22 protein-coding genes are annotated in these 22,342 nt (G+C 46.1%); 11 read left to right on the top strand and 11 right to left on the bottom strand.

Features of this window, described 5'->3' with window-relative positions:
• Window positions 1–10 precede the first annotated feature (10 nt).
• Window positions 11–1,156: a mandelate racemase/muconate lactonizing enzyme family protein gene (locus AOC21_RS06220; RefSeq protein ID WP_215391147.1), complete on the top strand. Its 1,146-nt coding sequence runs from the start codon at window positions 11–13 to the stop codon at window positions 1,154–1,156.
• Here AOC21_RS06220 and AOC21_RS06215 read toward each other — a convergent pair.
• Window positions 1,143–2,081 (bottom strand): 3-hydroxyacyl-CoA dehydrogenase family protein, encoded by a 939-nt coding sequence (locus tag AOC21_RS06215; RefSeq protein ID WP_251371471.1) that lies wholly within the window; start codon window positions 2,079–2,081, stop codon window positions 1,143–1,145. The genes AOC21_RS06220 and AOC21_RS06215 overlap by 14 nt on opposite strands.
• A 139-nt stretch (window positions 2,082–2,220) precedes the next feature.
• Between AOC21_RS06215 and AOC21_RS06210 the strand changes: the two genes are divergently transcribed.
• Genes AOC21_RS06210 through AOC21_RS06195 form a run of 4 tightly spaced genes read left to right on the top strand, consistent with a single transcriptional unit; the run spans window position 2,221 to window position 5,946 of the window.
• Complete coding sequence (locus AOC21_RS06210; RefSeq protein WP_251371470.1) at window positions 2,221–3,153, top strand: SMP-30/gluconolactonase/LRE family protein; 933 nt, start codon at window positions 2,221–2,223, stop codon at window positions 3,151–3,153.
• Between the two features lies 1 nt (window position 3,154).
• Window positions 3,155–3,889: a GntR family transcriptional regulator gene (locus AOC21_RS06205; RefSeq protein WP_215391146.1), complete on the top strand. Its 735-nt coding sequence runs from the start codon at window positions 3,155–3,157 to the stop codon at window positions 3,887–3,889.
• Window positions 3,890–3,892: 3 nt separating this feature from the next.
• Window positions 3,893–4,945 carry an Ldh family oxidoreductase gene (locus AOC21_RS06200; protein WP_215391145.1) on the top strand — a complete coding sequence of 351 codons (1,053 nt, stop codon included), beginning with the start codon at window positions 3,893–3,895 and terminating at the stop codon, window positions 4,943–4,945.
• A gap of 29 nt (window positions 4,946–4,974) precedes the next feature.
• A complete protein-coding gene (locus AOC21_RS06195; protein WP_215391144.1) occupies window positions 4,975–5,946 on the top strand; it encodes a tripartite tricarboxylate transporter substrate binding protein in 972 nt (323 codons plus the stop codon).
• An 18-nt stretch (window positions 5,947–5,964) separates the two neighbouring features.
• Here AOC21_RS06195 and AOC21_RS06190 read toward each other — a convergent pair whose 3' ends face one another.
• Window positions 5,965–6,666 carry a pirin family protein gene (locus AOC21_RS06190; protein WP_215391143.1) on the bottom strand — a complete coding sequence of 234 codons (702 nt, stop codon included), beginning with the start codon at window positions 6,664–6,666 and terminating at the stop codon, window positions 5,965–5,967.
• An 85-nt stretch (window positions 6,667–6,751) separates the two neighbouring features.
• Here AOC21_RS06190 and AOC21_RS06185 point away from each other — a divergent pair, with 85 nt between their 5' ends.
• Window positions 6,752–8,173 carry a TAXI family TRAP transporter solute-binding subunit gene (locus AOC21_RS06185; protein WP_215391142.1) on the top strand — a complete coding sequence of 474 codons (1,422 nt, stop codon included), beginning with the start codon at window positions 6,752–6,754 and terminating at the stop codon, window positions 8,171–8,173.
• Window positions 8,174–8,177: 4 nt separating this feature from the next.
• Here the strand turns inward: AOC21_RS06185 and AOC21_RS06180 are convergent, their stop codons facing one another.
• From AOC21_RS06180 to AOC21_RS06170, 3 genes are all read right to left on the bottom strand, one after another.
• Window positions 8,178–8,636: a phosphate-starvation-inducible protein PsiE gene (locus tag AOC21_RS06180; RefSeq protein ID WP_215391141.1), complete on the bottom strand. Its 459-nt coding sequence runs from the start codon at window positions 8,634–8,636 to the stop codon at window positions 8,178–8,180.
• Window positions 8,637–8,741: 105 nt separating this feature from the next.
• A complete protein-coding gene (locus tag AOC21_RS06175) occupies window positions 8,742–10,016 on the bottom strand; it encodes an NAD(P)/FAD-dependent oxidoreductase (protein ID WP_215391140.1) in 1,275 nt (424 codons plus the stop codon).
• 14 nt (window positions 10,017–10,030) lie between these two features.
• Complete coding sequence (locus tag AOC21_RS06170; protein ID WP_215391139.1) at window positions 10,031–10,363, bottom strand: c-type cytochrome; 333 nt, start codon at window positions 10,361–10,363, stop codon at window positions 10,031–10,033.
• A 181-nt stretch (window positions 10,364–10,544) separates the two neighbouring features.
• Here AOC21_RS06170 and AOC21_RS06165 point away from each other — a divergent pair, with 181 nt between their 5' ends.
• The 5 genes from AOC21_RS06165 (at window position 10,545) to AOC21_RS06145 (ending at window position 15,879) form a co-directional block, all read left to right on the top strand.
• Window positions 10,545–12,266 (top strand): glycosyltransferase family 39 protein, encoded by a 1,722-nt coding sequence (locus AOC21_RS06165; RefSeq protein WP_215391138.1) that lies wholly within the window; start codon window positions 10,545–10,547, stop codon window positions 12,264–12,266.
• Window positions 12,263–13,501, top strand: a complete 1,239-nt coding sequence (locus AOC21_RS06160) for an exo-alpha-sialidase (protein WP_215391137.1) — start codon at window positions 12,263–12,265, stop codon at window positions 13,499–13,501. Before AOC21_RS06165 ends, AOC21_RS06160 begins: the two co-directional genes overlap by 4 nt.
• Window positions 13,498–14,112, top strand: coding sequence for a hypothetical protein (locus AOC21_RS06155; RefSeq protein WP_215391136.1), 615 nt, complete (start codon window positions 13,498–13,500; stop codon window positions 14,110–14,112). The genes AOC21_RS06160 and AOC21_RS06155 overlap by 4 nt, the downstream gene beginning before the upstream one ends.
• Before the next feature lie 74 nt (window positions 14,113–14,186).
• Window positions 14,187–15,488 (top strand): DUF3300 domain-containing protein, encoded by a 1,302-nt coding sequence (locus AOC21_RS06150; RefSeq protein WP_215391135.1) that lies wholly within the window; start codon window positions 14,187–14,189, stop codon window positions 15,486–15,488.
• 22 nt (window positions 15,489–15,510) lie between these two features.
• Complete coding sequence (locus AOC21_RS06145) at window positions 15,511–15,879, top strand: Rap1a/Tai family immunity protein (RefSeq protein WP_215391134.1); 369 nt, start codon at window positions 15,511–15,513, stop codon at window positions 15,877–15,879.
• A 60-nt stretch (window positions 15,880–15,939) separates the two neighbouring features.
• Here AOC21_RS06145 and AOC21_RS06140 read toward each other — a convergent pair whose 3' ends face one another.
• The 6 genes from AOC21_RS06140 to fabI all read right to left on the bottom strand — a co-directional run bounded on the left by AOC21_RS06140 (window position 15,940) and on the right by fabI (window position 22,326).
• Complete coding sequence (locus tag AOC21_RS06140; protein WP_215391133.1) at window positions 15,940–16,929, bottom strand: tripartite tricarboxylate transporter substrate-binding protein; 990 nt, start codon at window positions 16,927–16,929, stop codon at window positions 15,940–15,942.
• A 66-nt stretch (window positions 16,930–16,995) separates the two neighbouring features.
• The gene (locus tag AOC21_RS06135) at window positions 16,996–17,841 is read right to left on the bottom strand and encodes a CoA ester lyase (RefSeq protein ID WP_215391132.1); all 846 of its coding nucleotides are present in this window, start codon (window positions 17,839–17,841) and stop codon (window positions 16,996–16,998) included.
• A 25-nt stretch (window positions 17,842–17,866) separates the two neighbouring features.
• Window positions 17,867–19,243, bottom strand: a complete 1,377-nt coding sequence (locus AOC21_RS06130; protein WP_215391131.1) for an MmgE/PrpD family protein — start codon at window positions 19,241–19,243, stop codon at window positions 17,867–17,869.
• 53 nt (window positions 19,244–19,296) lie between these two features.
• Window positions 19,297–20,181, bottom strand: coding sequence for a MaoC family dehydratase N-terminal domain-containing protein (locus AOC21_RS06125; protein ID WP_215391130.1), 885 nt, complete (start codon window positions 20,179–20,181; stop codon window positions 19,297–19,299).
• A 34-nt stretch (window positions 20,182–20,215) separates the two neighbouring features.
• On the bottom strand, window positions 20,216–21,544 hold the full coding sequence (chrA, locus tag AOC21_RS06120) for a chromate efflux transporter (protein WP_215391129.1): 1,329 nt from the start codon (window positions 21,542–21,544) through the stop codon (window positions 20,216–20,218).
• Window positions 21,541–22,326, bottom strand: a complete 786-nt coding sequence (fabI, locus tag AOC21_RS06115; protein WP_215391128.1) for an enoyl-ACP reductase FabI — start codon at window positions 22,324–22,326, stop codon at window positions 21,541–21,543. The genes chrA and fabI overlap by 4 nt, the downstream gene beginning before the upstream one ends.
• Between the last annotated feature and the right edge of the window lie 16 nt (window positions 22,327–22,342).

The following is a 22,342-nucleotide window of genomic DNA, read 5'->3' as shown; positions in this document are numbered from 1 at the left end:
TGTGTAAAAAATGAAAATCACTCAGGCAACCATCTTTCCGCTTTCGATCCCGCTAATTGAGCCAATCAAAATGGCTAAAGAAGTCATTGTGGATGCCAAAACAGTTTTACTTTGTCTGAATGATGAAGAAGGTCGCCAAGGCTGGGGCGAGGCATCTGTTGCGCCACTCATGACTGGTGAAACGCTCGAAAGTTTGATGGCAAGCGTAAAGTATTTAGTAGAAAAGGCACGCGCATTAGAGTGGAGTGATCCCAAGAATTTTTCAAAAGCGTGTGATGCCATTCTGTATGGCAATCCCTCGGCTAAATCTTGTTTAGAGATGGCGCTGCTTGATTTATATACGCAGAAAAACTCTATCGCTTTATGGAAGTACCTACGCTCATCTACTGCGGGAAATGCTTTACCGGAAGCCACAGAGATTCCTTTGTTGCGTATGCTGGGCGGTTCGCTAGAAAAAGAATTGGCTGATGCTAAATCATTTCGTGAAGCAGGATTCAAACACTGGAAAATTAAGGTTGGCTCTTTAACTTTAGAAGAGGATTTACACCGCGTCCAGGCGATCTCTGAAATACTAGAGGGTAATGTTATTTCAGTAGACGCTAACGGTGCTATGTCCCTAGAGGAAGCGGTCCGGTTTTGCACTTCAGCGTCAGCAAGCAAGCTCTCTTTCGCAGAGCAGTTAATCCATGCAAACTCTAGTTTGGCTGATTTTATTTTTCTGAAGCAGAACTCTCCAATTCCAATTGGTTTGGATGAGTCTATCCATGGCGAAGATGAGATAGAGGAATTGATGAAAGCCAAGGTCCTAGATGGCGCCAGCCTTAAGCTCATTAAGACCGGCGGAGTATTGGCTGCTTGGAAAAGTGCACAAACCCTCAGAGCGAACAATCTCAAACTCAACTTAGCGTGCAAAGTGGCGGAAACAACCCTAGCGGGAGCCGCAACAGCATCTATTGGCTTTGCAATTGGGGATGTGCCTTGGGGATTTAGCATGTCAAATCAGTATCTGCGCTTTGATATCTGCGATCGTCCATTAACCGCAAACGGCGGTCATCTTGATATTGCGCAATTGGGTTCGGTTGGCGTGGGAGTGACTCCAAACCTCGATCGCGTGAAGGATGCCGTAGCTCAACATTACTCAATCATTCAATATTAAGAACATCAAAAGCAGCCTTCAATCTACGAGAGTAGGAGTCGGAAACTGTTTTAATTTCTTCTGGCGTCCATTTTCTGAATCCTTCTCCAGCTTTCATGCCTGTTTTTCCATCAGCCATGAGCTGAACTACTTTTGGAGGCAGGGCAGTGATATTGGAAAGTGACGGATAAATTTCTTTAGCGGCATTTGCCATCCCGTCCCATCCTGAAATTTCCTTCTGTGTCATTGGGCCCACTGCGGCGTAACGAAAGCCAAAGCTGTATCGCACGGCATCATCAATATCGGCGGGCGTAGCAATTCCCTCTTGTACGAGTGAGAGTGCCTCCCGCATTAATGCATGCTGAATACGATTGGCTAAAAATCCTGGGATATCCTTCTTGACCAAGACAGGCTTCTTTTCAACAGCTCTATAAAGTTCGCAAGCTTGCTCCGCATACTTGAGCTCGGTTTTTTGTCCCATCACAATTTCAACTAAAGGAACTACTTCCGCAGGCATGAAGTAGTGCGCACCCATCATGCGGTTTGCAGTTTTAAGACCATCTGCAATTTTGCTGATCGGAAAGCCTGAGCTATTACTGCCAATAGGAATATCCGCCGGCACAACTTGATCGAGGTATTGGAAAACGGCTTTTTTTAAGTCTAAGTTCTCGGCAACGGTCTCAATGACCCAGGAGAATTGATTCCAGTCCTGCCAATCTTCTAGGACCCCAATGAATTGCTGTTTCTTAATGTCACCATCCTCTTTATTGGCGTTGTCTCCAATCATGCCAATTTTCTTTGCCAGGGTAATGGCTTTATCTAAGCAGGCGTCAGCCTTGTCTTTTGATCTACCCAATATGACTACGGGGATGTTTTGGGCAATAAAGCCGGCTGCAATGCCAGCACCCATAATTCCGGTTCCAATAACAGCTACAGATTTCATCATTTTTAAACCTATACGGTTAAGTAATAAAAAGGGTTTGATGTATACAACTCAATAATTACGATAGGTTATCATTATTTATGGTTTAATTGTTCAATATTAAAACTTACTTATCCGTATAACTTACCTCAGGAGACGCCCCATGACGATGCATAACCCCTTCCAGCCCGTTGAGAAAATTAAAACGGAAGTTTTTTCAACCATGCCCGAGAAATTCCGCAAGAAATCCCGTACTGGCTGGTCTGACCCTAATCGTCAAGGCGCAGAAGTAGAGTGCTTTTTAGAGGGGCCATCATTCGATCGCGAAGGTAATTTGTGGTTTGTTGATATTCCCTTTGGCCGTATTTTCCGTATCGACACCAAGGGCGAGTGGGAACTAATTACGCAATACGATGGTTGGCCAAACGGCTTGAAGTTTCATAAAGATGGCCGCGCGTTTATTTGTGACTACAAAGCAGGCTTGATAGCGCTAGATCCGAAAACTGGAAAAATTGAAACCATCTTAGGTTCAATGTATAGCGAAAACTTTAAAGGCTTGAACGATCTGCACTTTGCCTCTAACGGCGATCTGTATTTCACTGATCAAGGACAGACTGGTATTGCTGACCCAACAGGTCGCGTATTTAGATTGCGTGCCAATGGTCAATTGGATCGTCTGGCGCTAAATGTGCCAAGCCCTAACGGCATTACCTTGAATACTCAAGAAAAGCATGTTTTTGTAGCCGCTACAAGATCACAGCAAATCTGGAGATTGCCTTTGATGGCTGATGGTTCTGTTTCTAAGACTGGTGTAGCGATTCAGCTAACAGGCGGTGTTGCAGGTCCAGATGGTATTGAGATGGATTCAGAGAATGGTCTGTTGGTATGTCACCTCGGTATTGGTATCTGGAGATTTGATAACAATATGTTGCCAACTCACCTGATCTACTCTGAGAACCCACATCACCATCACTTAGCTAATATGTGTTTTGGTGGTGCAGATGGCAAAGATCTCTACATTACCGAATCTTTATCTGGCGACATTCTGAAAGCGCGCTTGCCAGTCGCAGGTAAAAAAATGTTTGGACTTTCTTAAATTGACTCAGCGATCACCGTTATATAAATCTCTAGCAAAAACGCTAGAGCAGCGAATTTATAACGGTGATTGGCCCGTGGGCTCCGTCTTGCCTGCCGAGGCGGATCTTTGTCGGGATTTTCAATCTAGCCGGCATACGCTGCGACATGCCTTGCAAATTCTTGAGGCCAATGGCCTTATTTATCGCCATCAAGGCGCACCTACGAAGGTGGTATCTAGAAGACGCTTGCGTCGTTTCACCCAAAGCTACAACTCCCCAATAGATATCCTGAGTTACTCCCGCGACACCTATCGTCAGAATATGGTCGAAGAGTTTATAGAATTAGATAAGCCCCTAAGTCAGATTGTTGGGGCTCCAGTTGGCTCATCTTGGTATCACATTGGCGGAATTCGAAAGCGTCAACAAGCTGAAGAAGTGATTGCCTGGACGGATATTTACATCTTGCCCCAGTTTGCTTCGCTGACAAAAGATCCAGAGCATACTCAGGTAATGGTGTATGAACAGATTGAGGAGAAGTATGGTGCTCGCATCGAGAGGGCGGAGGTAGATGTATTTGCCTCGCAGGTATCCATTGAAATTGCAGAAAAGCTGCGCATCAAGCCCGAAGCTCCATGTCTGGTCATTATTCGGCGCTATTTTGATGATCAGGATAAATTATTTGAAGTAACAGTAACGCATCATCCAGAGAACAAGTATGTCTACAGTATGGAATTTAAAGCGAGCTCAGAGGTTTAAGTCATGATCAATTATCTATCCATAGCTGACGCCGAGCGATTTATCTCGAGTGCACTTCAATCAGCAAAAGTACCTGCAAGTGATGCAGACATCACTGCAAGTCTGATGGTGCAGTCTGATCTGGTTGGCGCTGATGGCCATGGAATTTTTCGCTTGCCCGCATACCTAAAAAGAATTCGGGCTGGCGGCATCAATTTGCATCCCAATATTCATATAGAGCGCGAGCAAGGCGCTACTGCTTTGATTAACGGTGATAACGCATTAGGTCATTTGGTGATGAACAAGGCCGTTGATCTAGCGATTGAAAAAGTAAAACAACATAGCGTATGTTGGATTGGCAGTCACTATGGAAATCACTCTGGCGCTGCGTCAGTCTACGTTCGTAAGTTAGCGGAGCAGGGCTATATTGGCATCTATATGGCTGTTGGCAATGCAAATCATATGGCGCCTTGGGGTGGAATTGATCTATTGCTTTCCACCAACCCTATTGCAATTGCAGTTCCGTCGGGAGATCACCCGATTGTGTTGCTGGACATAGCCACTACCGTGGCCGCGTATGGGAAAGTCAAAGTGGCAGCACAAAAAGGGGATTCTATTCCCGAGGGTTGGATGATTGATCGTCAGGGTAACCCCATCACCGATCCTAAAAAATCTTCAGAAGGCTCTTTATTGCCAATCGGTGGCTATAAAGGGTATGGTCTGGCTGTCATGATTGGATTGTTGGCGGGCGCCTTAAACAATGCTGCCGTTGGTAAGGGTACGATTGACTTCAACGCCCATCATGATTTAATTACCAATACTGGTCAAACGATTATTGCTGTTGATCCAAGCGCGTTTGGCGATAAAGACGCCTTTATTCAACGTGTGATTGATTTGGTTGGGGATCTTAAGGGCTCATCAACTTTGCCGGGGGTAAATGAAATTCGTGTTCCGGGTGAGGGCGCAGCAAAGACAATGGCAGACAGAATGAAACGTGGCATCCCACTCTCACCTGAGTTGCTGGAGACATTGAATAGTTGCGCGCAGGAATGTGGCATCCCTGTTTTACGGTTTTAAAAAAGTACCAAATTACTGGAGGAGACAATATGTTTAAAAAATTAATAAAAAACATAGCAATAAGTGCAGTAGTAGTTCCAGTGTTAGCGGGTCCAGCTCTGGCGGCTTACCCAGATAAACCAATCAAGATGTTGATTGGTTATGCGCCTGGCAGTTCAACGGATATTGTTGGCAGGATCGTTGCTAATGATTTAAGTATTGCGTTAAAGCAACCCATCATTGTGGAGAACCGCGGTGGTGCGGCCGGGAGTCTGGCGGCTGATGCTGTTGCAAAAAGCAACCCAGATGGCTATACCGTTTTGTTTGCACAAAATGGCCTAGCCATCAATGTGGCAGCTAATCCAAAACTGCCATTTAATGGCCAAAAGGACTTGTTACCCGTGGTTGGTGTTGCAGCTACTCCCCATATTTTGATTGTGAACAACAATTCCAACGCTAAAAATGTAGCTGATTTAATTGCGATGTTGAAGGCTGATCCAGGTAAGTTAAGTTTTGGCTCTTCTGGAATCGGCAATTCAGATCATATGGCAGGGGAATTATTTTTAGCCACCACCGGTACTCAGGCTATTCACATTCCATATAAAGGCGGCTCACCAGCAGCTACCGATTTAGTCGGCGGTCAAATTGATTTTTATTTTGCTGGCATGCCGGTAGGACTTCCTTTGTACAAGGGCGAAAAGGTAAGGGCGTTAGCGGTAACCAGTAAAGCACGCTTTAGCGGTGCGCCTGAATTGGTAACAATGCAAGAAGCGGGCGTAAAGGGCTACGAGATGGCTTTGTGGCAAGGAATGTTTGTTCCAACCGGAACGCCAGCTAACATCGTGCAAGCACTCAATAATTCAGTACTGAAAGTCTTGGATACTCCAGAAATGAAGGAGCGTTTTCAGAAGGCGGGCGTTCAGATTGCACCGATGAATACTCAGCAATTTACTGATCTATACAACACTGAAATTGCTAGATGGAAAGTGGTGATTGAAAAATCTAAAATTAAATTAGATTAATTCAATAACACGCAATCCCTAGGCGCTGAGGTCAAACACTAAGACTTCGGCGCCTTTGCCATTTTGTATTTCCAACTTGCTTTCATTCTCAATCAGCAAAGCATCGCCCGCTTGAAGTGGCCGATCATTAACATCGAGCGTACCGCTAATGAGATGAACATAAGCCTTCCGGTTTGGATTTAGTTCTAAGGACGCTGTATCAACACCATTAAAAAGTCCGGCGTATATCATGGCATCAGCATGAATTTTCACGGCACCATCATTTCCAGTGGGGGATGCAATAATTCGCAGTTGCCCAGCCTTGTCGATTGCTGGGATTGTTCTTTGTTCGTAGCTGGGCTCAATTTCTAATACATTAGGCTCTATCCAGATTTGCAAGAAATGGGTGGTTTGATCTTTGGCATGATTGAACTCGCTATGCGTTACGCCGCTACCCGCACTCATGCGCTGGACATCTCCAGGTGGTATGCCTTTGACATTCCCTATGCTGTCCTCGTGCGCCAATTCTCCAGACAGTACATAACTAATAATTTCCATATTGCGGTGGCTGTGCTTCCCAAAGCCCATTCCTGCGGCTATGCGATCCTCATTAATGACTCGGAGGTTCCCCCAGCCCATAAAGCGGGGGTCGTGGTAGCCAGCGAATGAAAAAGAGTGGAAACTTTTCAGCCAGCCATGGTCGGCATAGCCACGTTCTTGGGATTTTCTAAGAAGTATCATGTTTAGGGGTATTCAAAGTTCGGTTGAAAGTATCAGAATAAGCGCATTATCATTACCTTTAACGAAATTTGCCGATCGGTAGCATATGGGAAGCTTTAAGCAAGACGTCAAGGACACATTTTTAGGGCTTTCTGAGAGTGCCCAGCAGAGTTGGTATGACTTCACCCAATTTTTGCAAGAAGTTTGGCCGCTACTGATTCTCTTGTTGACTATTTTGATGGGTGTTTGGTGGTATGCAGACCCGCCGCCTCCAAGGCATGTTCTCATGGCTACTGGATCTGCCGGTAGCTCATATGAAGACCTTGGGAAAAAGTATGTAGAGTTTTTCAAGGAAAAGGGAATTACTCTAGAGTTAGTGGCCACAACAGGGGCGCAAGAAAATATTGATCGCTTGGCGGATCGGAATGACCCCGTTCAGGTAGCATTTGTTCAAGCAGGGGTGGACCACGCCAAAGAAGTCACCGGCATTCAGTCATTGGGTGCAATTGCCTACGATCCTATTTGGTTCTTTTATCGAGGTCCGGAGCTAAAGTCTACCGAGTCCGAGTCAATTGGCGTCGTACTTCAACATTTTTCCAATAAAAAGATTTCCGTTGGAGTTGAGGGTAGCGGTACTTATGCGCAATCAACCAAAATACTGAAGGCCGCTGGCTACGAAAAAGGAGTGCAAGTTCTTAAACTTGCTGGGCATGACGCAGTGAAGGCGCTCCAGGAAGGTGAGATTGACGGAGCCTTTATCGTAGATTCTTACGAGGCGCCCAATGTGCAAAGTTTGCTAAATGACAAGTCATTGCGTTTAGTTACTTTTAAACGTGCGGCAGCCTATGCCAAATTAATGCCTTACCTAAGTATTTTGCATATCCCCCAGGGGGCTTTTAATTTGGCGCGTAACTTTCCAACAACTGATATGAAGATGTTGGCAACGACAACCAATATATTGATTGATGATCGCATGCATCCTGCCATTCAATTTCTTTTTCTAGAGGCTGCTAGAGAGATTAATGGGAAGGAATCCTTCTTCTCTGATCGCGGAGAGTTTCCATCCTTTAAGGATTCAATGCTGCCTGAAAGTCCGGTGGCAATTCATTACGAGAAAAATAACTACCCTCTATTGTCGGCCTATTTCCCATTTTGGCTGGCAGAGTTAATTAACCGTCTCGTATTTATATTGCTGCCATTTTGTATTTTGGGTTATCCAATTTTGCAGGCTCTCCCGGGATATCGTGCCAAGCGCATGCAAAATAAGATTCATCGCTTATATAGCTCGCTAAAAGCGTTGGAACAAGAGTTGCTAAATGGCTTTAACAATGAGCAGCGTGATGAGTATTTGAAAAGGCTTAATTTGCTTGAGTATCAGGCTCTGAATATGAAGGTCTCAAAACACCTCTCCAGTGATTATTACTCCTTGCGAACTAGCATTGATTACGTGCGCAATTGTTTAAATAGAGGTATTCACCCCTATCAATTTGATGACGGTGAGGGAGGGGCTATAGAGCCCCTCTTATAAAACTTTATTCACTCTCGCCAGCTCTACTCGGGAATTTAAACGACGCGTAACGAACTACGGCATTGGCTAGGGCTAGTATCAGGATAGTTAAGCCCATATAGAGTATGGGTAGGTCTGCTTCATGCTTGGTATTGACTAGATCAATAATGAGGCGAGTAACTGCCGTGATAGCGACATAGATCAAAAAGCGGACGGGCATATGGTTGGTTTTGAAGTAGATGCCTACCATCGCGCCAATTTCTAAATAGATAAAAAGCAGGAGAAGATCTTCAATCGATGCCGAGCCCTTGCTTGCCATCCCAAGAAATGCAACAGCGGCTGACCAAACGGTTGCTGCACCAATGCCAAATAACGCAATTCGATGAAACAAAGAGACAAATAAATTACCGATGGGCACGGTCCATTTCTCAATGGCGTCCTCTAATTTAGATGCATCCTTGGGTGAGGTAGGGGTCATGTTCATTAAGCCTCCATTTTTAATATATTTTGCTCAGTATAGGTATCTATCGAGCGGTGTAAACAAAAAAAGAGGCGCTAAGGCCTCTTTTTTTAGAAGTATTGACCTTGATCAACCTAAACTGTCAGCCCAAATATTGTGGGCCCAACCCCAGGCATAAACACCTTCCAAAGTAGAGGGGGCCGGCGAGAGTCCCCCGGACCCTGGGACGGCTTTAAAGGTCTTTTCAGCAGCGTTGTACTGATGCACGCTGGCAACGTGAACAACTTCCCTGTCATTTACAAAGCTATAGCAAGTGTTAGTAAGAACTGGCGCAGGATTTACTTCCCAGCCACTCAGCTCTGCCACGATAGCTGCTGCAGCAACTTTGGCGTGCTGGTTAGCCATATGCCCTGATTTGGGCATGGCGGGAGCTACTTGAATAGAGTCACCCAGCACGTGAATATCTTTTTGTGCAGTTGATTCAAAGTTTAGGAAGTTCACATTGACCCAGCGGCCATTAGAGTTCGCTAAGCCAGTTTTTACAGCAATCTCACCAGCACTCATTGCAGGCAGTAGATTTAAAACATCCGCCTTAATATCATCTTGAACCTCAAGTTTGACAGTTTTGGTTTTAGCATCTACTGCTGTGACATTGTGCTTTGGTAAATACTCGATCATTCCTGTGTACTGTTCTGCCCATACCTTTTTAAACAGTGCACCTTTTGATGTGACATCTTGGTTGGCATCCAAAATCAGAACCTTAGATTTTGGCTTGTTCTGTTTTAGATAGTTTGCAACTTGGCACGCGCGCTCGTAAGGTCCAGGGGGGCAGCGGTATGGTGCTTCCGGAATGCTGATGGCGAAAGTGCCACCATCACGCATGGAGGCAAGTTGCTTATGTAATGCAGTGGTTTCAGGGCCTGCTTTCCAGGCTTGCAAAGTAACGCCTGCTTTATTTGCTTGGGACAAGCCTTCGATGCTGTTCATCATCAAAGTAACGCCAGGTGAAACAATCGCCTTGTCGTAGCGCAAGGTTTTCCCGGAAGCCAGTTTGACAGTTTTCTTGTCCGGGTCCATGCTGGTCACGCTATCTTGAATAATCTTGATCCCATGACGTTTGCTGAGGTTGTCGTAAGAGCTGGTTAATTCAGATAGAGTGCGTGAGCCACCCACCACTAAGTTTGAGAGTGGGCAGGAAATAAAAGTGGGGTTTGGTTCAATCAAAGTCACCTTAGCGGTGTTGTTTGAAAAAAGACGTAAATACTTGGCAGCAGTAGCGCCACCATAACCTCCGCCAATGACAAGGATTTCTGCTTTTTGTAAATTAGCCTTAGCTTGGCCTGAGAAGCCAGCGAGTAAACCGAGGGCAGCCGCGCTGTTCCCAATAAAGTGTCGACGATCCATGATGTGCTTCCTTATTATTTCTTGCCAAGTTGATTAGCGATGGTTTCGAGTTGCTCGTCTGTATAGCCTTTAGCTAGTTGGGGCATGATGGTGCCTTCGCGCGCACCAGATTTAAATGCCTTCAGTTGAGCTAGCATTTGTTCGCTAGTGAGGTTATTGATCAACGGCATTCCACCATCAACCACACCTTTTCCATCAGTTCCATGGCAATTGGCACAGGTAGCAGCAAGACCGCGTTTGTATAAATTGCTTGCATCGGTATTTTGTGCAAGAGCGCTGCCGCTCCAATGACTTATGCCAATATAGATCGACAATAAGACTGCGGGTTTTAAAAACTTTGCTCGCATAAAATCTGTCTCCATTCAGAATATTTCTAGGTAATCAATTACATATTGCTTTGCTAGCATCTTAATCAAGGAACGGCTGAAATAGGGCATTGATTTCAGACGCATTTTTCATAAGCTCATTCAAAAATCCGCTGATTGCCGTTTTTATTCGAGATTCTGGTAAGCCCTATAAACTATAGGTATGCGAGGTACATTTTCCTATCGTTCTGCTGTATTGATACTCCTTTTAGGTGTATTTACCTATCTTTATGGCTTGGATAGCCGATTTGCCCCTAAAAATGGTGACGAGTACCCCTATATGCACATCGTGCGGATGACGGCAGATGCAGGGCACTGGCTACCACTTCAATCTGAGATGGATGGCATCAAAAATACAAAGCCCCCGCTCATTTTTTGGCAGGGTATTGCCAGCACCCATTGGGCAAGTGAATGGTCTCTAGCTCATTTACGTTGGCCTAGTGTTTTGTATACCGGTCTTACGGCATTTTTCTTATTTTTGGCTGTACGACGTTTCAGCGGAAAAACGCAAACGGGCATATTGGCTGCTTTAGTTTGGCTTTCCTTTTTTGCGACCTATCGCTATGGGCGACCGTTTCTGGCAGACCCTCCTGAAGTGTTTTGGATATCACTGCCATTTTTCGCGATTTTGTATTGGGGTAAGAGTGCATTTGAATCCAAACTCTTTTTTCCACTCATGGCGGGGGTGTGTTTAGGGGCTGCCTTATTTGCTAAATCTTTTGCCTATATTGTTCCCGCCACATTTGCTATGGGACTCTATTACTGGCGCTGGCGACAGTGGAGTATTCCTCAGGTCATCATTAAGGATCTCTATAAGCTCATCCTCATCGCTGCGCTTGCTCTTGGTGTATTTGCCTTGTGGTTTGCCTTGGACCCCAACCCTGAAGCCGTTTGGAAAGAATTTGTAGTGGGCGAGAATGCCGGTAAGTTTGCAGCCCGTCAGTCGAGCTATCTGATGGATCTGCTGCGGGGTGGTGACAGCATTTGGCTCTTAATACTCACTACGATAGCCAATGCCGGTTTATTTAGTTTTGTATTGATTTCGAGTTTGCTGCAGTGCTGGCGTGCTCGCCGATTTCTGAGTTTGGAGGAAGTCCTCCTGCTGCTATTGATTGCAGCATTCTTTATTGTGTTTAGTTTACCTAGCCAACGATCTGGCCGTTATCTTTTACCGGTGATGCCAGCATTTGCAGCACTGATTGCTCTCTATTGGGATCGATTGCCTTTATGGGGTTTCCGTATTGCATTGCTTTTGCAATTGCTGGTGGTATCGCTCTTACTTTGGATTGGCACCAATCTTCAGCTCTCCCAATTTATGGGGGATGCAGGAACATGGACTTACTCCAATTGCCATTGGGTCTTGATGTCAGGCAGCTTGCTTTTGATATTGATTGGTTTATTTAAATCGAGCCAAACAAAAACACTGTCACTGGCAGCTTGCTTTTTGGTCTATTGCGCTTTGACCAGCAGTCTTGCTCCATTGGAGGGGCGTTTAGGTCGCTACTCTGCAGAAACGATGATGCAGTTGCAAGGCAAGGACGTGTGGATTCCTTGTGACTATCGTGCCAAAGATGAAGAATATCGATTGCTGCTGCCAGGCACAAAGCTACATGGTTATTTAGCTAAAGATGCTGGCGATATTGCGGTCTTGACATCTGCTTATCCCTTGGTAGCAGTGCATGCACCTTTAGGTTCCCTGCCAGAACTCTGTGATTCTTGTCAGATTGTTGGGCAAAGAATGGAAATGAGGGCCCGTCACTCCAATGCTGAAATCCAGGAGATGCTCATGGGGCAGCTCGGCAAACATTTATTTGTTATTGAGTATTTAGTTTCTACACCAGCCTCTAATCCGGATGTATCAAACCTTAAGGATGTTTGTAGATGAGTCGCGTCATTGCCCTTTGTTTTTTATTGCTTGCCGCAGTGATTGGTTTTCTGCATATTGATAGTCGTCCAGTTTGGGCGCCGTTTATGGTTTCCTCCCCGCAGGTGGAAGAGCTTGCAGAAGAGCCTGTAGTGGCTAAGTCCAAAGGTGTAATCAAGGCCAACATTCCAGCGCCTCAGTCGAATTGGCTGCCTGACACAGGGGCTGCTTCTGTTCATGCGGCATCTATGATTGCCCTAAAAGATGGCGCAGTCAGAGCATTTTGGTTTGCCGGTAGTCGTGAAGGCGCTGCAGATGTATCCATCTATAGTGCTGTCTATGACGCAAAATCAAGCAACTGGAGTGCGCCTACTCTTGTGGTCGATCGCATTAGTGCGGAGAAGGGTCTTTCACGCTACATAGCCAAGTTAGGTAACCCTGTCCCTGCGAGATTAGCTGATGGACGCTTGCAATTATTCTTTGTAACAGTTTCTATTGGTGGGTGGGCTGGTAGCTCTATTTCTGCCATGACTTCTGACGATGAAGGTTTGACGTGGAGTAATCCACAGCGTTTGATCAGTTCCCCCTTGTTGAATTTAAGTACTCTCGTTAAATCTCCTAGCATTGCCTATGCTGACGGGCTACTAGGTTTGCCTGCCTATCACGAGTGGATAGGGCGCTTTGGAGAGTTCCTCAGGATAGATGCAGGGCAAGTGATCGATAAGCGTCGCATGAGCTCTGGCCGTAGTTCAATCCAGCCAATTGTGTTTGTAAATGATGCGCAAGATGCCAGTGCTTATTTTCGGCAGACGCGTAGCGCAGGTTTGCCAAAACAAATTCCAGTTAGCCACACCCAAAATTCAGGTCAAAGTTGGCAACAGTCAGAAGATTTACTAATCGCCAATCCGAATGCTGCAGTTGCTGGCATTGCGCTTAATAGCGGCATTCGTCTTTTGGCTTTAAATAATATTGAGCATGGCCGTTATCGTTTGGTTCTGTTGATGAGCGATGTTAAATCTGGCCAATGGCAAACCGTTGAAGTCTTGGAGGATGATGAAGCCTTGCCTGATGCTCAGCGCAAAGAATTTTCATACCCATATTTAATAACGGTTGATGGTGATGATGCGCATTTGGTATACACCTGGGATCGCAAGAAGATTCGGCATCGTTATTTTTCTGGCGCTTGGTTAAAGCAGGCCTTCAATAAAGCGCAAGCACTTGGGGTGGATGCATCTCGTCAGGAGGCGCAACAATGAATTCATTCATGCAAACCTTGGCTCTACTAGAGTTATCGGTAACCTGTGCGGTGGTGTGTATTTGGGTTTTACAAAAGTTTTCTCCGAATTCTTTTCCGTTTGCCGCAAAAGTATTTTTCGTTCTCTTGATTGGGAACATCCTATTTTGGCCAATGGGCATGGATTTACCTTTAGCTGCCTATGTCCGCGGTGTTACTGGTGATCTCAGTATTGTCTTGACGCTATTGCTATGGAGTTCATTGCTGCCTTCCGGTAAACCTACGCCAATTGCCTTTCAGTTTGTAGTAGCAATCATCGCTTTATGTTTCTATCCCCTCGCCTTAGGTTTAGGCATGACCGACCCTTATGCATGGGGGTATGGATCTATTGCATTTCTAGTGGGGGTATTATTTTTTGCTCTGGTCTGTGGCTTGGAGAACTGGAGCAAGGGCGTCTGGATTATTGCTATCGCTATTATTGCTTGGGCAGCCCATTGGCACGAATCAGCCAATCTTTGGGATTACCTGCTCGATCCGTTCTTGGCTATTTGGGCCTTGCTTGCCTTGGTTGGTGCGCTTTACAGGAGACGTCGCGACAAGGCTCGCTCTGGCTATTTGTTTAGACCGGGTTAGAGCCCATCCAAAGCAAAGTAGTAAAGTGAGACGAATCTAGTGCGTTATTTATATAGATCAATGCTGAGGCAGATATGAAACAGACAAGTCAACAAAGTATTTCTGCGTTGAATAAACAAGCGGGATGGCGAACGCTAGCAACGATCGGTTTTGGCTCTCTCCTTGCCGGATGCGTGATGAATCCTGGCCCGTATCAATACAGCGGAAATTATTACTCTCAGGGTTATCTGCAGGCTGAAGGTTATGGTAACCCGGGCTACAACGAGAACGCAAACTACAATGCCGGCCCGCAAACCATCTCTTCACAGCAATTGCAGTCCTTGGTTTCGCCAATAGCGCTGTATCCCGATGCTTTGCTCTCGCTGATGTTGCTAGCATCAACCTATCCACTGGAAATTGCAGAGGCATATAACTGGCGAATTAACAATGCTGCATTGACTGGTAGCGATCTGCAAAATGCACTCAAGTCACAATCTTGGAACGACAGTGTGAAATCTTTAATGTCATTTCCCAAAGCCTTCAATATGATGGGTAGAAAATTGGAGTGGACCCAGAATTTAGGTAATGCATATAAGCTCCAAGCCTCGGATACCATGAAAGCTGTTCAAGCCCTCAGAAAGATGGCCGTTAATGCTGGTACTCTGAAATCTAATAAACAAATTAACGTAACGACTGATCCAAGCGGAAATGTTGTGATTAGCTCAGCCAGTACAAAGGTGGTTTACATCCCAAGCTATAACCCAACGGTAGTTTATGGGCCATGGCCTTATCCAGAGTACCCGCCTTACCCAATCTATGACCCTGCTTGGGGTCTGATGACTTTTGGTGTGGGCTTTATGATCGGCGATGATTTTTGGACGCAGCCCAATTGGAATAATGGGACGATCAACTCTACCAATATCAATGCATCTGGACGTATACCTTCTCGTGCAATTATCGGACCAGCAAACATTGCCAACCAGCAACGTTTATTGAATGATTGGAGAAATAAAGCCACTCCAGAGGAGAGGCAGGCCGCCAGAATGGATGGCCAGCGCGCCAATAATGCCTTTCAGAGGGATGCAACACCAGATGAAAGAAATCAGGCAGCGCGACTAAATCAGGAAGCGCGCAATGATGCTCAGATGGACAGAACGAATCCCAATATGTATCGTGAGGCTGCCCAAGAGAATGCTCTGCGTGAACAAGCCCGCTTTGATGGCAACCAAGACCGCTCACGTGGTTTTGGCGGCGGTCACATGGGCGGCTTTAGTAGTGGCTTTGGCGGCGGCGGCGGTGGCGGTGGCCACATGAGTGGCTTTGGCGGTGGCGGCGGTGGTGGAGGCGGCCATGCTGGCGGATTTGGCGGAGGCCATATGAGTGGCTTTAGACGTTAACCTTTATTTAGAGAAGAGAATCATGAAATCATTCACAACAACATTCATACTCATTGCATCTATGCTTTCTTTTGCTCCAAATAGCTATGCGCAGAAGGACCTCCCGGTAGATGATGCCAGTACTGCTGCATTTGTAGAGCTCTGCAAGAATCCCGACGACCTGCAAGGTCGCAGTTTTTGTTTTGGCTTTGGTGAAGGTGTGTATCAAGGCTATTTGGCGAATCGTCGTACCGATGCTAAACCAGCCATCTGCTTTGTAAACAAGAGTGAGACTCGTGATGAGGTCTTGCAAAAGTTCTTGGCTTGGACCAAGACCAATCCTCAGTTTAATAAAGAGAAGGCGGCTAAAACCTTACTGCGCTTCTTTACTGATAATTACCCATGTAAATAAGAGTTCACCATAATAAAAAAGCCAGCTATATGCTGGCTTTTTGTTTGACGCAATCAATGCTTAGTCAGGAATATTTGACTTGCGAATGATTGGACCCCATTTGTTAATTTCGGCTTCCAGGTGTGATTTGAGTCCAGCAGGAGTCATTTTTTCTGGAGAGACGATATCAATATTGGCATCTTCTAAACGTTTTTTCACATCAGGATTATTGAGTGCTTTCTTCAGAGCGGCATTCAACTTATCCAAGATTGGTTTTGGAACACCTTTTGGTGTGTACATACCGTGCCAAACTTTTACTTCAAAACCTTTTAAGCCTTGCTCATCCAAAGTAGGTACATTTGGAATTGCTGGCAAGCGCTTCAGAGTGGTTGTGCCATAAGCCTTTACACGACCATCCTTAATGTAAGGAATGGTTTGGGTGGTTTGATCGCAAAGCAAGTCAACCTGACCGCCTAATAAGTCGGTTAGTGCAGGGCCAGTCCCCTTGTAAGGGATATTTGTAAGCTTCACGCCAATACGACTCTGAAAGAGTAGTCCGCAAAGTTGTGAAACTGCTCCAGGTCCTGCGTTAGCCATTGTGACCTTAGAGCCATTCGCCTTGATGTAGGCTTCAAGCTCTTTGAAGTTATTTGCTGGCAGATCTTTTTTGCCTAAGAGCACCATTGGCACATCGGCAACTTGACCAATGTAATCAAAGTTACTCATTGGATCGTATGGCAGCTTGTCATAAAGCGCGTTGGCTGTTGCCATGCCCATGTGATGAAGATAGATAGTGTAGCCATCAGGTGCCGCACGTGCGACCTTAGTGCTTGCAATTGTTCCACCAGCGCCATTCACGTTTTCCACCACCACTGTTTGTCCCAAGGTTTGACCCATAGGAACTGCAATCAAGCGGGCAACAGAATCGGTTGGACCGCCGGCAGCAAATGGAACAACTAAGGTGATTGACTTAGTAGGCCAATCTTTTTGAGCTAGGGCGCTAGTACTCAGAAATGCGCCAGCAGTTAAAGCAGCTGCAATTCCTGTGAATACGAATTTCTTGATTTTCATATTGGTCTCCATCTTTTTATGTTGACCAATTTTGCCAGTTTTATAACTTTTTTTACAACAATAACCCTAGTATTTACCAGTAATTGCCAGGGTTCTTTGGGCCAATAAAACCACTGGGCGATCAATCATGCGGCCATCCAACTTCACGGCACCCCCTTTAGAAGCTTTATCCGCCTCAATAACACGCTGAGCCCAAGCCAATTCTTCCTCGGTTGGTGTAAATGCTTTGATAACGATGTCAACTTGCTTTGGATGAATGCAGAGTTTTCCACCGAAGCCCATCCGTTTTGCGCGTTCAGCATCATCGGTAATGCGCTCTATGTCATCCGTCGATGGTGTAACCCCATCAATAGGAGGGGCAATCTGTGCGAGGCGAGATGCTAAAACGATTTGATAGCGGGCAGTTTGTAATTCTGTTTCTTGGCGGTCACACACCATACCAAGATCGGCTTGTAAATCTAAATTACCCAAAGCAATACGAATCACCTGGTTGGCATTGGCAATTGCCTTGAGTTGATCCAGGCCAACCGCAGTTTCAATCATTGGAATGATTGCAGTATTCGGCAGGATGAGGGCGGCACCATTAATTTGATCGCCAGATTCGCTTTTGGGGATTAATAGACAGGCAACTTGAAGTTCTTGGGCCAGGATTAAGTCAGCAGAATAGAACTTGCTTCCGGGTGAATTGGTACGAATCACTAGACGCTTCTTTTGCTCAGCACTAAAGCCGACCCAAGCGACCCGAATGGCATCACGAGCAGTCGCTTTATCTTCCTCGGGGACGGCATCCTCTAAATCTAAGACAACTCCACTGGCGCCACTATCAAGAGCCTTGATAAAACGCTCTGGACGAGTGCCTGGTACAAATAGAAAGTTGGTGCTGTAGCCTAATGGCGTATCAAGTGGATTCATGAATTAGTCTGAACTTAGTCTGTACTTAGTTTGATGGAAGAAGAAAGCCTATCTTGGCTTGTTTGCGGATATTCCACAAGAGATCAATAGCTTTACTCATTTCTGTTGGGCTGGCGCCTGCGCTAAAGGCAGCTAGGCGCATTGCTTTGTCGGTAATTTCTGCTCGGGATAAAGTATTTCCTGGATCACCTTTAGGCTCATCCACTCGACCATCCAATACTTGGCCATTAGTGAGATGAACCTTAACTTTGCCAATCCAGCGTTGTGGATAAGCGCTATCAACCTCAGGATCTAGTGTCATCGAAACGCGCTCACGGAATGCGCAGATCTCATCATCATGAAAGTGTTGATCGAATTCTTGCAAACCAGCAAACCGATAATGCGCAACCAAAGCCAGAACAGTGCCCATCGAGAACTTCGATTGATGCACAGTCGCTGGATCAGTTACGGGACCTAATACGTCAATAGCGCCTTGGTGAACTAAGGTTTCTACTTTAGAAATATCGCTAGGCGATAGATTATTGGTCAGCATGACTTGGAGCAATGCATCAGCAGCAGGGTGGGTATGACGGCATGAGGCGTAATACTTAAAGCTGGTCTCCGCTAAGGCCCAGCGACTCCCTAAGCGATCAACCAATTTACTTGGATCGCTATCGCTGGACATGCCTGCAGCTAAGCCTTGTTTGCCTTCCAATATATGCTGCGCGCCTGTAAAACCAGCTTGTGCAATATAAGCAGACATCAACCCTGTAGAGGCTGCATGGGCAGTATGGAGTTGCTTGGAATCTGCTGCGTCGCGCAGAAACTCCCATAATCCTGCTGACTGAGTTCCCGCAGAACCAAAGGCATTGAGCATTTGATCTGGTGAGAGCTTCAAAAGTCGTCCAACTGCTGCAGCCGCTGCTAATGTGCCGGCAGTACCGGTGGTATGAAATACTTTGTAATGGGAGCGACCTAAAAATTCTCCAACCCGAATACCTACTTCGTAGCCCGCTACAGCGGCAACCAATAAATCTTCACCTGATGCGCCAATCGCTTGAGCACACGCTAATACTGGAGGAAAGACAACAGTTGCTGGGTGAAAGACTGAGCCATTGTGGACATCATCCTGTTCGGCAACGTGTGAGGCTGCGGCATTGGCCATCGCTGCTAAAAAAGGACTAGAGGTTTTACGAGAAACCAAAATCTCTGCAGGGCCAGCATGTGTCGCATCAAAGCCACCCATATTTTGCGCAAACTGTGTAATGAGCTCAACCGGGCGAGATCCTTTGCCTGCAATCGCTGAGCCAAACCAATCGACTAATAAGTCTTCTGCACGGCTCATTACCTCTGCTGGAATATCAGTAGCCTGTAAATTGGCGGCAAAAGTAGCTAGCTCAAGAGAGAGATGTTGGTTAGTCATAATAAAAATAATTTGATGAAATTGACTTTAAATAAGTTTGCACTAAGTTTGAACTAAGCTAAAACAGCGGTGGCTTGCATAGTGAGCCAGCCCTCGTGATCTTGAGCCCAAATGGAAATGGTTTTTCCGCTTGGATCTTTTTCTAGATCAGGCTTGGCACTGACTTTAAAGATGTTGATATCAAACGTAGGTCGAATTGCGCGGAACTCAAAGCTCTTGAGTTTGCATCCCGGAATGCTTTGACGCACCAAGTCAACCAATAGGGTTGCAATCAAAGGGCCATGCACGATCAGACCCGGATAGCCTTCAACCTCAGTTACATATTTGCGGTCGTAGTGAATGCGATGACCATTAAAGGTCAGCGCTGAATAACGAAACAGCAGCACATCATCCGGTGTAATCGTTTTGCTCCACTGAGCATCAGTAGGCGCGGGAGTAGGGGCAACCGGCTTGTCATCTGGTCCTGGTGCATCGCGATACACAATGTCATGCTCTTCAATGATTGCAGGACCATCTTGATTGGAGATCTTGTGATTCACTAATACGAAGATCAAATCACCAGTACGGCCCGCTTTATGAGTTACTGACTCAATCGTAGAAACGCGCTCAATCTCATCTCCAACCGCAAGCGGTTTCAGCCACTCAATCCGACTGCCTGCCCACATGCGACGTGGCAATGGCACTGGAGGTAGAAAGCCACCGCGTTTGGGGTGGCCGTCAGGACCGATTTCGGATTCACGAGCATGAGGTAGGAAATACAACCAGTGCCAAAGCTCAGGAAGAAAAGTGCCCTTAATCGGCGCAGCATCTTCGCGGTCCAACGTAGCCGAGAGCGCACGTACGGGAGCGGCTGTAACAGTGTCTTGAAGGGACTCGGTTTTGCCAAGCCACTCTTGCAGGTGGGTGATAGTTTGAGGTTCGATTCGCATAAGTTCCATTATGCCAATCCCGGGAAAAAATTCACCCCAAAACTCATCCGAGCAAAATAGAGATGTAATGGAATAGCAATCCAGCTAAGGCTGACCCACCCAATACTGAAAGAACACCCTTTTGAAACTTAAATAAGGCTAATCCAGCCAATGCACAGATCAGGATGGAGACCCAGGAAATGGAACCACTAAAGCCTCTCGGTAAAAAGACGTGATACGCAAAAAATAGACCAAGGTTGGCAATGACACCAACGACTGCAGCAGTAATTGCGGTTAGGGGTGCAGTGAATCCAAGTTTGCCATGGGTGGACTCAATCAGCGGGCCACCAACTAAGATAAAAAAGAAGGAGGGTAAAAAAGTAAACCAAGTAGCAACACATGCACCAATTACGCCAAACCAAAATGGATCACTAGCGCCAATCAAATGTTGAATATGTCCGGCAAGGTAGCCTACAAAAGCAACCACCATAATGAGTGGGCCTGGCGTGGTTTCACCAAGCGCTAAGCCATCAATCATTTGGTTGGCGCTGAGCCAATGAAAGTGCTCAACTGCACCTTGGTATACGTATGGTAATACTGCATATGCGCCGCCAAAAGTCAGAAAGGCGGCTTTGGTAAAGAACCAAGCGATGTTGGCGTACAAAGTCTTCCAACCAAAAATGGCGACTAAAGCACCGAAAGGAGCTAGCCAGCAAGTAAGCGCTATCAGGCTATGACGGATCGCTTTTGAATAGGTGAATCTGGCATGCTCAGGCGTAGGAGTGTGATCGTCAATGATGGCGCTGCCATACTGTTTAGATTCTTTTTCTCCATGTCCACCGCCTTGTTGGAAATATTCTGGATAACGTTTACCTCCCCAGTAGCCGATAGCAGCAGCAATCAATACGATGATGGGAAAGGCTAGATTGAGAATGAAAATCGCCAGAAAGGATCCAAGTGCAATCCATTGAAGTGCTTGGTTGCGAATCGTGCGTTTACCAATCCGTACTGCAGCGTGCAACACAATTGCAGTGACTGCCGGCTTGATACCAAAAAAGATCGCAGCAATCCAAGGAACTTGCCCGAAGGTGAGATACACCCATGACAAGCCAATTAAGATCAATAAGGAGGGAAGTACGAAGAGGGTGCCTGCAAGAATGCCGCCCCAACTACGATGCATGAGCCACCCAATGTAAGTGACTAGCTGTTGAGCCTCTGGTCCCGGCAAGAGCATGCAATAGTTGAGCGCATGTAAAAAGCGCCGCTCTGAAATCCAGCGACGCTTTTCAACTAACTCTTGGTGCAGGACGGCAATCTGTCCTGCAGGCCCACCAAAACTAATGAAACCTAGCTTAGCCCAAAACTTCAGGGCTTCACGTAGTGGAATGCTCAAACTTCATCCATTCCGCCAACAACTTGACTAAAGCCGTTATCAACATAAATGATTTCAGCGGTAATGCCGTTAGCTAGATCAGACAATAAAAATGCAGCAGTATTGCCGACGTCATCAATGGTCACATTGCGACGTAGTGGAGCAGTTTTTTCAACAGCTTCCAAAATCTTGCCAAACCCTTTGATGCCAGAGGCTGCCAAAGTTTTAATTGGGCCAGCAGAAATGCCGTTAGCACGAATGCCTTTGGGACCCACTGAGCCAGCAAGATAACGCACGGAAGCTTCAAGAGATGCTTTTGCTAAACCCATGGTGTTGTAGTTAGGAACATTTTTCATGGATCCCAAATAAGTCAAAGTGAGCAATGAAGATTTATCGCGCAACATTGGGAGAGCTTCTTTTGCCATTGCTGGAAAGCTATATGCAGAAATGTCGTGCGCAATCTTGAAGCCTTCGCGAGAAAGTCCTTCCAAGAAGTCGCCAGCAATCGCTTCGCGTGGCGCAAAGCCAATCGCATGTACAAAACCATCAAACTGAGGCCAGGATTTGGCTAAATCCTTAAAAAGGGCGCTGATTTGCTCATCGCTACCAACATCGCAGTCAAAAATGAGCTCGGTATTGAATTCTTTTGCAAAATCCACAATACGGTCTTTAAAGCGTTCCCCTACGTAGGTAAAGGCTAGTTCAGCGCCCTCGCGGTGGCAGGCCTTGGCGATGCCATAGGCGATAGAGCGGTTTGAGAGGAGGCCGGTAATGAGGATTTTTTTGCCGGTGAGAAAGCCCATGTTGTGTCCTTTGCTT

The organism is Polynucleobacter sp. VK25 (genome assembly GCF_018687355.1).
Lineage (GTDB): Bacteria > Pseudomonadota > Gammaproteobacteria > Burkholderiales > Burkholderiaceae > Polynucleobacter.
Note: the sequence above shows the minus strand (reverse complement) of the source record. Positions and strands in the feature narration are given on the sequence as shown.

Coding starts and splice junctions, on each gene's coding strand:
- AOC21_RS06160 (WP_215391137.1), top strand. CDS start 12,263: ATGAGTCGCGTCATTGCCCTTTGTTTTTTATTGCTTGCCGCAGTGATT.
- AOC21_RS06220 (WP_215391147.1), top strand. CDS start 11: ATGAAAATCACTCAGGCAACCATCTTTCCGCTTTCGATCCCGCTAATT.
- fabI (WP_215391128.1), bottom strand. CDS start 22,326: ATGGGCTTTCTCACCGGCAAAAAAATCCTCATTACCGGCCTCCTCTCA.
- AOC21_RS06155 (WP_215391136.1), top strand. CDS start 13,498: ATGAATTCATTCATGCAAACCTTGGCTCTACTAGAGTTATCGGTAACC.
- AOC21_RS06185 (WP_215391142.1), top strand. CDS start 6,752: ATGGGAAGCTTTAAGCAAGACGTCAAGGACACATTTTTAGGGCTTTCT.
- AOC21_RS06135 (WP_215391132.1), bottom strand. CDS start 17,841: ATGAATCCACTTGATACGCCATTAGGCTACAGCACCAACTTTCTATTT.
- AOC21_RS06140 (WP_215391133.1), bottom strand. CDS start 16,929: ATGAAAATCAAGAAATTCGTATTCACAGGAATTGCAGCTGCTTTAACT.
- AOC21_RS06165 (WP_215391138.1), top strand. CDS start 10,545: ATGCGAGGTACATTTTCCTATCGTTCTGCTGTATTGATACTCCTTTTA.
- AOC21_RS06150 (WP_215391135.1), top strand. CDS start 14,187: ATGAAACAGACAAGTCAACAAAGTATTTCTGCGTTGAATAAACAAGCG.
- AOC21_RS06180 (WP_215391141.1), bottom strand. CDS start 8,636: ATGAACATGACCCCTACCTCACCCAAGGATGCATCTAAATTAGAGGAC.
- AOC21_RS06145 (WP_215391134.1), top strand. CDS start 15,511: ATGAAATCATTCACAACAACATTCATACTCATTGCATCTATGCTTTCT.
- AOC21_RS06210 (WP_251371470.1), top strand. CDS start 2,221: ATGACGATGCATAACCCCTTCCAGCCCGTTGAGAAAATTAAAACGGAA.
- AOC21_RS06130 (WP_215391131.1), bottom strand. CDS start 19,243: ATGACTAACCAACATCTCTCTCTTGAGCTAGCTACTTTTGCCGCCAAT.
- AOC21_RS06215 (WP_251371471.1), bottom strand. CDS start 2,081: ATGATGAAATCTGTAGCTGTTATTGGAACCGGAATTATGGGTGCTGGC.
- AOC21_RS06175 (WP_215391140.1), bottom strand. CDS start 10,016: ATGGATCGTCGACACTTTATTGGGAACAGCGCGGCTGCCCTCGGTTTA.
- AOC21_RS06190 (WP_215391143.1), bottom strand. CDS start 6,666: ATGATACTTCTTAGAAAATCCCAAGAACGTGGCTATGCCGACCATGGC.
- AOC21_RS06195 (WP_215391144.1), top strand. CDS start 4,975: ATGTTTAAAAAATTAATAAAAAACATAGCAATAAGTGCAGTAGTAGTT.
- AOC21_RS06200 (WP_215391145.1), top strand. CDS start 3,893: ATGATCAATTATCTATCCATAGCTGACGCCGAGCGATTTATCTCGAGT.
- AOC21_RS06125 (WP_215391130.1), bottom strand. CDS start 20,181: ATGGAACTTATGCGAATCGAACCTCAAACTATCACCCACCTGCAAGAG.
- AOC21_RS06170 (WP_215391139.1), bottom strand. CDS start 10,363: ATGCGAGCAAAGTTTTTAAAACCCGCAGTCTTATTGTCGATCTATATT.